We start from the raw sequence: 13,492 nt of genomic DNA on the forward strand, positions 1-13,492 counted from the left end.
GCCCGTTGCCGGACTTCAGGGGAATACTTCGTTGCTGACTTCATGGCTCCATCCTCTCAAAGGTTGGAGCCTCCGGGAAACCCGGGGCGGTTCACAAGCCCTCTATCGACTACAGAAACCGCTAGATCTCCCATATAAACGACACAAGATGTGTCATATCGCAGCCAAAAAGTCACCAGGAAAATCCTGCAAGGGTGTCACCGATAGCCAGCACGATGTCACCGCAGGGCACTACCCTAAAATCTCCGCCTCCCCGAGAATCAATCCCCGTGAGCCACAACACCAATGACGCTGTGCAGCTTACGTGCTGCTTCTTGCAGTCGTGAGTCGCCAGGGTCTCCGACAAAAAAAGGAAGGGAAATCTATGAGCAATCAACGAATTGCATTCGTAACGGGCGGCATGGGTGGAATCGGGACCTCAATCAGTCAGCGCCTTTACAAGGAAAATTTCAAAGTCATCGTCGGATGCACCCCACAATCCAAACGCAAAGATGGCTGGCTCTCCGCCCAGCGCGATAGCGGTTTCAGCTTCGAAGCCTGTGAACATGACGTCACCGATTGGGAAAGCACCCAGCGTGCCTTCGCCGAACTGCGCGAACGCGTCGGCACAATCGATGTGCTGGTAAACAATGCTGGCATTACCCGCGACGCCAGCTTCCGCAAGCTCACTCCGGAAAACTGGAGTGCAGTGATCAACACCAACCTCAACGGCATGTTCAACACCACCAAACAGGTCATTGAAGACATGCTCGGCAAGGGCTGGGGCCGCATCATCAACATCTCCTCCATCAACGGCCAGCGCGGCCAGTTCGGCCAGACCAACTACTCCGCGGCCAAAGCCGGTATTCATGGCTTCACCATGGCCCTGGCCCGCGAAGTGGCCAGCAAGGGCGTGACCGTCAACACGATTTCCCCTGGCTACATCCTCACCGAAATGACTGGAGCCATGCGCCCGGAAGTTCTCGAACAGATCGCTGCCGGCATTCCGGTCGGTCGCCTTGGACAGCCCGAGGAAATCGCCAGCATGGTTGCCTGGCTGGCCTCTGATGAGGCTGCCTATGCCACTGGCGCCGACTTCTCCATCAACGGCGGTCTGAACATGCAATGACGCCTGCCGGGAAGCTGCTAGGCTTTCCGATCAGACTTCCCTATTCATATGAGGTAGCTTCTTCATGAAAGAGGTTGTAATCGTCGCTGCAACCCGGACTGCAGTAGGCAGCTTCCAAGGGTCCTTGGCCAATATTCCCGCGGCAGAACTGGGCGCAGCTGTGATCCGTCATCTGCTTGAACAGACCAAGCTGGATGCCGCTCAGGTCGATGAGGTAATTTTGGGCCAAGTGCTCACTGCTGGTGTAGGACAGAATCCGGCCCGTCAGGCCGTGATCAAGGCAGGCCTCCCCCACACAGTTCCCGCCATGACCCTAAACAAGGTCTGCGGTTCTGGACTCAAGGCTTTGCACTTGGCCACTCAAGCCATCCGCTGCGGTGATGCCGACGTGATCATTGCGGGCGGCCAGGAAAACATGAGCCTTTCGCCGTATGTCCTTCCTGGTGCCCGCACCGGTCTACGCATGGGTCATGCCAACCTGCTCGACAGCATGATCCAAGACGGCCTGTGGGATGCCTTCAATAATTATCATATGGGTATCACCGCAGAGAATCTCGTCGAGAAGTTCGGTATTTCCCGGGAGGAACAGGATGCGCTTGCCGCTGCCTCTCAGCAAAAGGCAGTAGCAGCCATCGAAGCCGGTCATTTCCGCAGCCAGATCACCCCTATATCAATTCCCCAGCGCAAGGGAGATCCGATTGTTTTCGACACCGACGAACAGCCGCGTGCCGAGACCACTCTCGAAGCTCTGAGCAAACTCAAGCCGGCCTTCAAGAAAGACGGTAGCGTCACTGCAGGCAATGCCTCCAGCCTCAATGACGGCGCTGCTGCTGTGCTGCTGATGAGTGCCGAGAAAGCCCAGTCGCTCGGCTTGCCGGTTCTGGCACGAATCAAGGCCTATGCCAATGCGGCTGTCGATCCGGCCATCATGGGCATTGGCCCGGTTTCAGCCACCCGCCGCTGCCTGGAAAAGGCAGGCTGGAGTCTGGATGATCTCGACCTGATCGAAGCCAATGAGGCCTTCGCAGCCCAATCCCTGAGTGTTGGCAAGGAGTTGGGGTGGGACGCCAGCAAGGTCAATGTGAATGGCGGTGCCATTGCCATCGGCCATCCCATCGGAGCCTCTGGCTGTCGCATTCTGGTCACGCTGGTGCACGAAATGATTAGACGCGACCTCAAGAAAGGCTTGGCAACTCTCTGCATCGGTGGCGGGCAGGGTGTAGCCCTCGCAGTGGAGCGTTGAAGTCCTGACAACCTAAACCTGCTCGACTAGCGGCACGGATACGGATGAGCCCTTACGGGGTCATCCGTATTCGTGCGCAACCAACTGGCATCCTGAATTGATGATTCGCTCCGAAAGAACAAACAAATGGTTACGGCAACGAGCGACTGGACTGAAGAAGTCGACGTCCTCTTCAGGATTCCAGCCAGCCATCGGCAACGGACTAGGATCCTTTCCAGTCCGTAAATTTGTACGCTTTTCAGGATCAATGTCATGGATCAAGCCACCTCCTTCGCAAGTTTCTGGTCAGCCCAGACGCCCTTCGTGGCCAATTTTGCCCTGCAACAACTGCGTCTTTGGGTGAACAGCTCGCCTTGGTTTGCCGATACGGATAATGCTAAATGGTTTGACGTTCCGGCAGAACGCCTGCGTCAGATGCAGGCCGACTATCAACGCGAATGGTACCAACTTGGCCTGCAGCTTCTTTCTAGGAAACCATTCAGCTTCACGGATAAACGTTTTGCCAGTGATAACTGGAGCTCTCCACTTTTCGGCTCCCTAGCTTCGTATTATTTACTTAATTCTCATTACATGATGGAGCTTCTCGAAGAGCTGAAAATAGACGACGAGAAACCCAGACAACGCCTCTACTATCTGGTAGAGCAGGCCATTGCCGCCAGTGCACCGAGCAACTTCTTTGCTAGCAACCCGGACGCACTGGAAGCCCTAGTGAAAAGCAACGGCGTCAGCCTATTCAACGGCATGCTGCATTTGGCCAGTGATTTAAAGGAAGGCAAACTACGCCAATGCGACAGCGGCGACTTCCAAGTAGGACGTGACGTGGCGACGACGCCAGGTGACGTTGTGTTCGAGAATGATCTGTTCCAACTCATCCAATACCGGCCACAGAGCGAAAAGCAATATCAACGCCCACTACTCATTGTGCCCCCATCGATCAACAAGTATTACATCCTTGACCTGCGCCCAGAAAACTCCTTGGTTCGCTATGCCCTCGAACAAGGCCACCAAGTCTTTCTGATCTCCTGGCGTAATTTTGATGAAAGTTGCGCGGGCAAGACTTGGGATGACTTCATTCAAAGTGCCGTAATCCAGGCTATCAAGGTTACTCAAGCCATCAGCGGCGGGCAGCAGCTCAACTGCGTCGGTTTCTGCATTGGCGGAACCCTATTGAGCACTGCCCTTGCAGTACTTGAGGCCCAAGGAGAAAAGGACTGCATCAGTAGCCTTAGTCTGCTGGCTACCTTCCTCGACTATTCAGATACTGGAGTTATTGACGTTTTCGTCGATGAGCATCTCGTCACTCAGCGGGAGCGCACTATTGGCGGAAAGGATGGCCCGGCCGGTCTATTCCGAGGCCAAGACATGGGCAACACCTTCTCCCTGCTACGTCCCAACGAATTATGGTGGAATTACACCGTGGACAAGTACCTGAAGGGACAGAAGCCCAGGACCCTAGACATGCTGTTCTGGAACAACGACAGCACAAACCTTCCTGGGCCAATGTACTGCTGGTATCTGCGGCATACCTATCTGCAGAACGATCTTAAATCCGGAGAGCTAGAATGTTGTGGGGTCACGCTGGATCTGAGCAGCATCAAAATACCCACCTACCTGCTTGGCACCCAAGACGACCATATCGTCCCGTGGCGCAGCGCCTACAGCACTAGCAAGCTGCTTTCCGGAAAGGTTCGCTTTGTTCTCGGCGCCTCAGGTCATATCGCCGGGGTCATCAATCCACCGACACAAAACAAACGTCACTACTGGACTAATGAACAGACACCAGTCGATCCAGATATTTGGATGGAGTCTGCCGAGAAAAAACCCGGTAGCTGGTGGAATGACTGGTTTGCTTGGCTTACCCAACATGCTGGAGAGCAACGCCCAGCCGTTGGACAGAGCGGCAATAGTGAATATCCGATTTTAGAAGCGGCACCAGGACGCTACGTAAAGGGTTGAGGAGCTCTTGCTTAAGCGAGGAATCCGCTGACCAAGAGAAACCTCAGAAGAACAGCGGCTCAAGAGGCGACTATTAGAGCCCAAACAAATGCCCATATTAGATGATATGGGCATTTTAAATATGCCATCGCCTAGAGTTGGAGGCTCATTGGATGGTTTCAACACTCTCAGAAGCGCTCAATCTCGGCTCTGGACTGAAGCTGCCGACGGAAGGCTGCAAAATCCTGCTGACCGCTACGCGAGGCTAGAAAGCGCCGGTACATGCCCTTTTCCTCTTCCGACAAGCCATCCTCCGGCTCACTGCCCCCCGTCAGACGGATCAGCACATAGTTACCATTGGGCAACGTCACTCCCGCAAAGCTCGGTTTATCCGCAGCAGCAGGCTTAGGCATGCGAAACACCGCCTGCAGGATAGAGGGAGCAATTCCATCTTGATTACGGGCCGCCGCCTCCACTACCTGCCATCCCTCAGTCTGTTGAGCCTGTTCAACTGGAGTATGTCCTTGGCGAAGCTTGCTGAGGAGAGTTTCTCCTCTGCTCTTGGCATCCTCAGCTGCACGCTGCTTTAGCAAGTGCTCTCGAATACTATCGGCCACTTGCTCGAATGGAAGTTGTTCGGGTTTTTTGTGCTCTTTAACACGAAGAACGACAACTGTATCCGGGTCTAGTTCGATAACTCCGCTATTGCTCCCTTGCTCAAGCACTTCGGGACTGAATGCAGCCTGAATAACCTGTCTATTAGCAGCTACCCCATCTCCCCCTTCACGACCAAAAAGAGAGCTGATTCTTATCTGAAGACCGAGTTCTTGAGCTGGCTGGGCAAGATCCGATGCCTCGAAGGCGGCATTCTCCAGTTCACGGGACGCCTCAACGAAAGCTTGTTCAACCTGATCGGACTTGAGGTTACGTACCAATTTTTCCTTTAGGCTATCGAAACTGGGAACCTCAGGTGGCTGCACATCAAGCAGCTTGACCAGATGCCAGCCAAACTCACTGCGGATAGGAGAACTCACCTCCCCTTTTTTCAAGGCATAGAGTACTTGCTCGAATGCCGGGTCATAAACGCCAGGCCCTGCATAACCTAGATCACCGCCTTTATCAGCTGAACCAGAATCTTGGGAGAACTCCTTGGCCAGAGGAGCAAAGTCTTCGCCCTTATCGAGACGCGCCTTGAGGTCCTCTAGCTTAGCCCTCGCCTCCTCATCGCTCAATTTGTCATTCACCTCGATGAGAATATGCGCAGCCTGACGCTGCTCGGCAAGATTGGCGATTTCTCGCTGATAAAGTGCCTGTAAGTCCTCGTCCTTGACCTCTATCTGGTCGAAGAAGGCATCCCGCTTCAACTCGACATATTCCACTATAACCTGTTCGGGGGTCATGTAACGACTAGCATGCTCCTCGTAATAGGCTCGCACTGCATCGTTCTCAACTGCCACGCTTGCCGAGTCCAAAGGCAATATCATGGTGGCAAAGTCACGTGTTTGCTGCTCTAGACGAGCAAAAGCCTCAACCTCGCGATCTGTTACGAATCCACTGCCTGCCAGACCAGCACGTAACTGACCGATCAACATTTCCTGCTCCAGCATCTGCCTAAACTGCGAGCGGCTGTATCCCATCTGTGCAATAACTTGATCGAATCGGTTAGGATCGAATTTGCTATCGTCCTGAAACTCTGGGGTCTGCAGAATCAACTGGTCCAAGGCACTCTGGGAAAAGGCAAATCCCGCTGCTTCGGCCCCTTGCAGCAGCAGTTTGCGCTCTATCAGGCCACTGAGTGCAGCGTTACGCAGCAGCCCCTCACTCAATTGCGAAGCGTCAAAATCCCGACCAAGCTGCTGAAGCAGTTGGCGACGCTGCATCTCCACCGCCCGATTCAGCTCAGTCAGGCTGATTTTCTCGCCATTGACCTCAGCCGCATTCTGGCTGTTGCTAGTGCTACTGAGAATGGCATCGAAGCCGGTCAAAGCCAGCAGCACGATAATGACACCGATGATGGTTTTGGCAATCCAGCCCTGTGAATTGTCCCTAATGTTTTGCAACATGCATCCCCCCAGAAACGGCTGTGAGACAGCTATTTGACACTGGTAGAACCTGAATAGAAAAAAGGCGCATCTTTCTGGATGCGCCTTTTCGTAACTGGCGGAGCAGGTGGGATTCAAACCCGCAATTCCCAACCTGACAGGTCTGTACGCTAATCACCCCCCACTCCGTAACCAGACTAAGCACTCCCTAGTCCGGACGAGCCTTAAGCTCGCAAGACGCTTAGTTGACTGCGTCTTTCAAGGCCTTGCCAGCCTTGAAGCCTGGGATCTTGGCAGCTTCAATACTGATCGGCTTGCCCGTCTGCGGATTGCGGCCAGTACGGGCGGCACGTTCCTTGACAGCAAAAGTACCAAAACCAACCAGCACCACAGAATCACCAGCCTTCAGGGCGCCAGTGACAGACTCAATCACTGCGTCCAGCGCTCGGCCAGCGACAGCTTTCGGGATATCAGCAGATGCAGCAATCGCATCAATCAATTCCGACTTGTTCACTCTAGGTCCCCTTATTTCTATTTGGGTTATTTCTTGATCTTTGTGCAGGCAAAGCAGGTGCTGGATGGTTTGCCGACACGAAAAGAGGCGCTTTATATCAAGCGCTCGAAAAAGATGTCAAGGAAAGCCTCTTGACTAATGCGTACTGATCCTCTCCTTGGGATCGGTCTCGCGCTTCTCATCCTTTGCGACCATCTCAGGAGCAGCGTCAGGCAAGGGCTCCGGCGCGTATTGCAACGCAATCTGCAGGACCTCGTCAATCCATTTGACCGGCTTGACCTGCAAGTCCTGTTTGATATTTTCAGGAATATCTTTTAAATCACGGACGTTCTCTTCAGGAATGATAACAATCTTGATCCCCCCCCGATGAGCTGCCAGAAGTTTCTCCTTTAATCCGCCAATGGCCAATACTTGACCACGCAATGTTATTTCGCCGGTCATTGCCACGTCGGCCCTCACAGGAATTTGCGTTAACGCAGAAACCAAGGCAGTGCACATTCCCACACCGGCGCTAGGGCCATCCTTGGGCGTCGCACCCTCGGGCATGTGAATATGAATGTCCCGTTTCTCATGAAAATCCAGTGGAATACCAAGGCTCTTCGCTCGACTACGCACCACAGTCAACGCCGCAGTAATGGACTCGACCATGACATCACCAAGTGATCCGGTCTTGATCAACTGCCCCTTGCCCGGCACAACCGCAGCTTCGATGGTCAACAATTCACCACCGACTTGGGTCCAAGCCAGACCAGTAACCTGGCCGATCTGATCCTGCTGCTCTGCCAAACCATAGCGGTATTTGCGAACCCCCAGGAAATGCTCCAGCGAGTCAGCTGTCACCATGACCTTGAAATGCTTTTCTTTAGCATTTTCTTTGACCACTTTGCGACAGACCTTGGCAATCTGCCGCTCGAGGCTGCGAACACCTGCCTCGCGGGTGTAGTAACGGATCATATCGCGAATGGCCGCCTCTTCGAACTCCAGCTCTCCCTTCTTGAGACCGTTAGCTTGAGTTTGCTTGGGCGACAGGTATTTGACTACGATATTGACCTTCTCATCTTCGGTGTAACCAGGAAGACGTATCACCTCCATGCGATCCAGCAGGGGAGCTGGAATGTTCATGGAGTTGGCAGTACAAACGAACATCACATCCGAAAGATCATAATCGACTTCCAGGTAATGGTCGTTAAAATTATGGTTCTGCTCCGGATCGAGCACTTCCAGTAGCGCAGAAGCAGGATCGCCCCGCATATCGCTGCCCATCTTGTCGATCTCATCGAGAAGGAACAAGGGATTGCGCACCCCGACCTTGGCCATCTTCTGAATTAGCCGTCCTGGCATCGAACCGATATAGGTACGGCGATGACCGCGGATTTCGGCCTCATCACGTACACCACCCAGAGCCATACGCACGAACTTACGATTGGTGGCCCGCGCTATGGATTCAGCCAGGGAGGTTTTGCCAACACCAGGCGGCCCGACCAGACAGAGTACAGGCCCCTTGAGCTTCTTCACTCGCTTCTGCACAGCGAGATATTCGAGGATACGCTCCTTGACTTCCTCCAAACCGTAATGATCCGTATCGAGAATAGCCTCGGCCTTGGACAGATCCAGCCGAACTTTGCTCTCAGCCTTCCAAGGCACATTGACCAACCAGTCAATATAGGAACGTACAACAGTGGCCTCTGCAGACATTGGAGACATCTGCTTGAGCTTGTTCAGCTCAGCATGCGCCTTGGCCAAGGCCTCTTTTGTCAATCCAGCAGACTCAATACGCTGCTTTAGATCGTCAATCTCGCTATGCCCCTCATCGATATCACCGAGTTCCTTCTGAATGGCCTTCATCTGCTCATTTAGATAGTACTCGCGCTGACTGCGCTCCATCTGCTTTTTCACCCGACCACGGATCCGTTTTTCAACCTGCAACAGATCGATTTCGGCATCCAGAAGCGCCAAAACGTGCTCGACGCGGGCCGACAGATCGGCGATCTCCAGAATCTCCTGCTTCTGTTCAAGCTTAAGCGCCATATGTGCAGCCATAGTATCGACCAGTCGACCCGGCTCATCGATGCTGTTCAGCGATGACAGAACCTCGGCAGGTACCTTTTTGCCTAACTGAACATATTGCTCGAACTGGCTGAGCAAGCTACGAATGAAGACTTCCCCTTCCCGCTCGGCGACCGGCACCTCCTCGACCAGAGACAGCTCTGCCCGGGTGTGTCCATCGGCCTCAATGAAGCGCTCAATGATCCCACGCTGCTCTCCCTCGACAAGGACCTTGACCGTACCATCGGGAAGCTTCAGCAGTTGCAGGACTGTTGCAACGGTGCCAACTCGATAGAGAGACTCTTCGCCCGGGTCATCATCTGCCGGGTTCTTCTGGGCCAACAGGAGGATTTGCTTATCCCCACTCATTGCGGACTCAAGGGCTTCGATGGACTTTTCGCGCCCCACGAACAGCGGGATTACCATGTGCGGATATACAACAACATCACGCAGCGGAAGAAGAGGTAATTCGATCATATTCATGATTTAGGCTCTACGTGGGCTCAGGACCGAAAAGTGGCGGGCACATCCTGATTTCTAAGATGGGGGTAGCCTTGGAAAAAAACAAGCACTGCAGCGGAAATGCAAAGGGGCCCGCAGGCCCCCTTTCCGGATCAAGCATCAGGTGCAGCTTTGGCAGGCGGCTCCACGTTTTCGTAGATCAGTAGAGGCCTGGAAGCCCCCGCGATGACGCTTTCATCAATAACCACCTTGCTGACACCCGGCTGCGAGGGAATCTCGTACATGGTATCCAGCAGGATGCCTTCGAGGATAGAGCGCAGTCCGCGAGCTCCCGTCTTTCGCTCAAGAGCCCGCAGGGCCACGGCCCGCAAGGCATCCTGACGGAATTCAAGCTCCACCCCTTCCATCTCGAACAGCTTGCCATACTGCTTGGTCAATGCATTCCTTGGCTCTGTGAGGATTTGCACTAAAGCCGCTTCATCCAACTCATCAAGCGTAGCAATGACAGGTAGACGCCCCACAAACTCCGGAATCAACCCGAACTTGACCAGATCGTCTGGCTCCACATCCCGAAGTGCCTCGCCGATTTTCTTGCCTGCATCTGGGCTTCGCACTTCGGCATTAAAGCCAATCCCCCCCTTCGTCGAGCGATTTTGGATCACCTTCTCCAAGCCTGAAAAAGCACCGCCGCAAATAAAGAGGATATTGCGGGTATCTACCTGCAGAAATTCCTGCTGCGGATGCTTGCGCCCACCCTGGGGTGGAACGGAAGCCACGGTTCCCTCGATTAGCTTGAGCAGGGCCTGCTGGACTCCCTCTCCCGATACATCCCGCGTAATCGACGGGTTGTCGGACTTGCGCGAAATTTTGTCGATTTCATCAATATAGACGATACCCATCTGGGCCTTTTCGACATCATAGTCGCACTTTTGCAGCAGCTTCTGAATGATGTTCTCGACATCCTCACCAACGTACCCTGCCTCAGTCAGGGTAGTGGCATCGGCGATCGTGAAGGGAACGTTCAACAGACGCGCCAAGGTCTCAGCCAGCAGAGTCTTGCCGGACCCTGTCGGGCCGATCAACAGAATATTGCTCTTACCCAGCTCGACATCATCTTTCTTGTCACGCTGATTCAGACGTTTGTAGTGGTTGTATACCGCCACAGCCAAGACCTTCTTGGCGCGCTCCTGACCAATGACATACTGGTCGAGAATGGTGCTGATTTCCTTGGGTGCGGGCAGCTTGTGCGCACTACTTTCGGCCTGAGCTTCTTGCACTTCCTCTCGGATAATGTCGTTGCACAGGTCAACGCACTCGTCACAAATAAAGACCGAGGGTCCAGCAATCAGCTTGCGCACCTCATGCTGGCTCTTGCCGCAGAAGGAACAATAAAGCAGTTTGCCATTGTCCTCGCCGTTACGGGTGTCAGTCATTCGATCAATCCAATCCGGTAGGCTTGCAACACAAGATGAAGGCAAATGCGGGCATTTTCAAGCCCGGGAGCGGTCACAATTTCAAACCGCCCCAAGATGACAGGCTCAGCCCACCAGCTGGCGATGCATGAGAACCTGATCGATGAGGCGATATTTGACCGCCTCTTCGCCACTCATGAAATTGTCACGATCCGTGTCACGGGCAATCACATCGATAGGCTGGCCGGTGTGGTGTGCCAAGATCTTGTTCAAGCGCTCACGGATGGTGAGAATCTCCCTGGCATGGATCTCGATGTCCGAAGCCTGCCCCTGGAAGCCGCCCAGAGGCTGATGGATCATCATCCGCGAATGCGGCAGGCAGTACCGCTTGCCGGCTGCCCCACCGGCCAGCAACAGAGCACCCATGCTGCAGGCCTGACCGATGCAGATGGTGGAAACGTCAGGCTTGATGAACTGCATGGTGTCATAAATGGACATGCCAGCCGTCACGGAGCCACCAGGCGAGTTGATGTAGAGATGGATGTCCTTGTCAGGATTTTCCGCCTCGAGGAACAACAGCTGGGCCACGATCAAGTTCGCCATGTAGTCCTCTACCTGGCCAACCATGAATATCACCCGCTCCTTCAGGAGGCGCGAATAGATGTCGTACGCACGCTCACCGCGGGCAGACTGCTCGATCACCATCGGCACCAAGCCGCCCGCGGCCTGGATCTCCGGCATTTGCATGAAATGATTGGTCATATCCCGATCGCTCCCTAATGGTCAGGTCTTAAAATGCAAATAAGCCAGCACGAAGGCTGGCTTATGGATGTACTCACACGAGGGAAGAATCAGGCAGCTTGCGGAGCTTCCGCTGGCTTGACAGCTTCTTCGTAAGAGACCGTTTTGTCGGTTACGCTGGCCTTCTGAAGGACAGTATCTACAACTTGCTCCTCCAGCACAACCGAACGAACCTCACCAAGCTGCTGCTCATTACCGTAGTACCAAGCAACAACTTGCTCCGGCTCCTGATAGGCAGAAGCAATTTCCTCGATCATAGCCTTCACCTTCGACTCATCCGGCTTGATCTCGAACTGCTTGACCATCTCGGCAACAATCAACCCCAGCGCAACACGACGCCTGGCCTGCTCCTGGAACAGGTTAGCCGGCAGCTGCTCCGGCTTGATATTGCCGCCGAACTGCTGCACCGCCTGAACACGCAGGCGATTTACTTCATTCTCAATCAATGCCTTGGGCACTTCGATCGGATTGACTGCCAGCAGGCCATCCATCACCTGAGTCTTCACCTTGGACTTGATCGCCTGACGCAATTCACGGTCCATGTTCTTGCCGACTTCGGCACGAAAGGCCTCAAGATTTGGCTCGGCGATACCGAACAAGGCAAAAAACTCTGCGTTCAGCTCGGGCAACTCGGCCTCGGACACTGTATTGACGGTTACCGCGAACTCAGCAGCCTTGCCCGCCAGATCCAGATTTTGATAGTCCTCGGGGAAGGTTAGAGACAGAACGCGCTCCTCACCGGCCTTCACGCCGACCAAGCCTGCCTCGAAGCCTTCAATCATCCGTCCGGAGCCCAGCACCAGCGACGTACCCTTGGCAGAACCACCAGCAAAGGCTTCGCCATCGATCTTGCCGACAAAATCGATATTCAACTGGTCGCCATTCTGTGCTTCACGCTCGACCTGCTTGTAGCGAGTGTTCTGCTTGCGCAGGATTTCCAGCATATTGTCGACATCGGATTCGGCGACTTCCGCCTGCAGACGCTCGACGGCAATCCCCTCCAGACCCACAACCTCAAACTCGGGATAGACCTCGAAAGTGGCAACGTATTCCAGATCCTTGCCCTTCTCGAAAACCTTCGGCTCAACGGAGGGAGCACCGGCCGGCTTCAGCTTCTGCTCAAGCACTGCCTCATAGAAGCTGGCCTGAATCAGCTCGCCCAGAGCCTCCTGACGGGCCGACTCTTCATAACGCTGGCGAATCACGCTCATTGGCACCTTGCCAGGACGGAAGCCAGGGACCTTGGCACGACGAGCCGTCTGCTGCAGACGCTTGTTGACTTCGGTCTCGATGCGCTCGGCCGGCACGCCGATCGTCAGGCGGCGCTCAAGAGCGGAGGTGCTTTCAACAGAAACTTGCATGGATATTCCTCGTTGCACAGACGTTAGCCGGCCATTGACGGCCCCAAATCAAGGGCATGCATTCTAGTGGGTCGAATTGCAGAAGTCACCCTACAGAGAGCAGACGGCATACGAGAGGGAGCAGGGAGATTAGGGAATGGTGCGGATGAAGAGACTCGAACTCTTACGCCTTGCGGCGCTGGAACCTAAATCAAGCTACTCAATCTGAAAGTCTTTTAAATCAACAGCTTAAGCCGCCCGCAACCGCTACGCTGTGAAAATTAGTCAATCTCATGTCACGCCGATGCAAGCTGTGTATCACGTTCTCGCTACGGAAACTTTTTGCCGGCATGACTGCCTTCCTTGGCGTCGCACGGTCCATCCAGCCGAACCAGTCTACCACTAACCCACTCCCCGCCCGTCCGGGCACTTCAATCCCCATACCCTTATCGCATCACTCAGAGAAGCGCCCTGATCGAATCAATCTCGGCGCGCAGCTTCCCCACGCTTCCCTCCGGCAGGTCGTCGAGCAGATCCTCCATGGCGGACAGCCGCTCGCGGATGCCGGCAGTGGTGTCCTCGCTTTCTG

General features: G+C 54.3%; 9 protein-coding genes and 1 tRNA gene. 3 read left to right on the forward strand and 7 right to left on the reverse strand.

The annotated features are described in order from the left end of the window. Nucleotides 1-364 precede the first annotated feature (364 nt). The 3 genes from phbB to phaC all read left to right on the forward strand — a co-directional run bounded on the left by phbB (nucleotide 365) and on the right by phaC (nucleotide 4,307). Nucleotides 365-1,108 (forward strand): acetoacetyl-CoA reductase, encoded by a 744-nt coding sequence (phbB, locus tag EV691_RS22440; protein ID WP_082045437.1) that lies wholly within the window; start codon nucleotides 365-367, stop codon nucleotides 1,106-1,108. 64 nt (nucleotides 1,109-1,172) lie between these two features. Next, entirely contained in the window at nucleotides 1,173-2,351 is a 1,179-nt protein-coding gene (locus tag EV691_RS22445; RefSeq protein WP_039804446.1) for an acetyl-CoA C-acetyltransferase, read from the forward strand. A gap of 252 nt (nucleotides 2,352-2,603) precedes the next feature. After that, nucleotides 2,604-4,307, forward strand: coding sequence for a class I poly(R)-hydroxyalkanoic acid synthase (gene phaC, locus EV691_RS22450; protein ID WP_131301592.1), 1,704 nt, complete (start codon nucleotides 2,604-2,606; stop codon nucleotides 4,305-4,307). A 167-nt stretch (nucleotides 4,308-4,474) separates the two neighbouring features. Here the strand turns inward: phaC and EV691_RS22455 are convergent, their stop codons facing one another. From EV691_RS22455 to EV691_RS23505, 7 genes are all read right to left on the reverse strand, one after another. Further along, nucleotides 4,475-6,349, reverse strand: coding sequence for a SurA N-terminal domain-containing protein (locus EV691_RS22455; RefSeq protein ID WP_131301590.1), 1,875 nt, complete (start codon nucleotides 6,347-6,349; stop codon nucleotides 4,475-4,477). 220 nt (nucleotides 6,350-6,569) lie between these two features. After that, nucleotides 6,570-6,842, reverse strand: a complete 273-nt coding sequence (gene hupB / locus EV691_RS22460; protein ID WP_028237830.1) for a nucleoid-associated protein HU-beta — start codon at nucleotides 6,840-6,842, stop codon at nucleotides 6,570-6,572. A gap of 135 nt (nucleotides 6,843-6,977) precedes the next feature. Then, nucleotides 6,978-9,371, reverse strand: a complete 2,394-nt coding sequence (lon, locus tag EV691_RS22465; RefSeq protein WP_377802380.1) for an endopeptidase La — start codon at nucleotides 9,369-9,371, stop codon at nucleotides 6,978-6,980. 131 nt (nucleotides 9,372-9,502) lie between these two features. Beyond that, nucleotides 9,503-10,783 carry an ATP-dependent Clp protease ATP-binding subunit ClpX gene (clpX, locus tag EV691_RS22470; protein WP_039804456.1) on the reverse strand — a complete coding sequence of 427 codons (1,281 nt, stop codon included), beginning with the start codon at nucleotides 10,781-10,783 and terminating at the stop codon, nucleotides 9,503-9,505. 105 nt (nucleotides 10,784-10,888) lie between these two features. Further along, nucleotides 10,889-11,509, reverse strand: a complete 621-nt coding sequence (gene clpP, locus EV691_RS22475; protein WP_039807838.1) for an ATP-dependent Clp endopeptidase proteolytic subunit ClpP — start codon at nucleotides 11,507-11,509, stop codon at nucleotides 10,889-10,891. 104 nt (nucleotides 11,510-11,613) lie between these two features. Next, on the reverse strand, nucleotides 11,614-12,924 hold the full coding sequence (tig, locus tag EV691_RS22480; RefSeq protein ID WP_131301585.1) for a trigger factor: 1,311 nt from the start codon (nucleotides 12,922-12,924) through the stop codon (nucleotides 11,614-11,616). A 137-nt stretch (nucleotides 12,925-13,061) separates the two neighbouring features. Further along, nucleotides 13,062-13,165 (reverse strand) — tRNA-Leu (locus tag EV691_RS23505). Nucleotides 13,166-13,492 lie beyond the last annotated feature (327 nt).

It is taken from the genome of Azotobacter chroococcum (assembly GCF_004339665.1).
Lineage (GTDB): Bacteria > Pseudomonadota > Gammaproteobacteria > Pseudomonadales > Pseudomonadaceae > Azotobacter > Azotobacter chroococcum.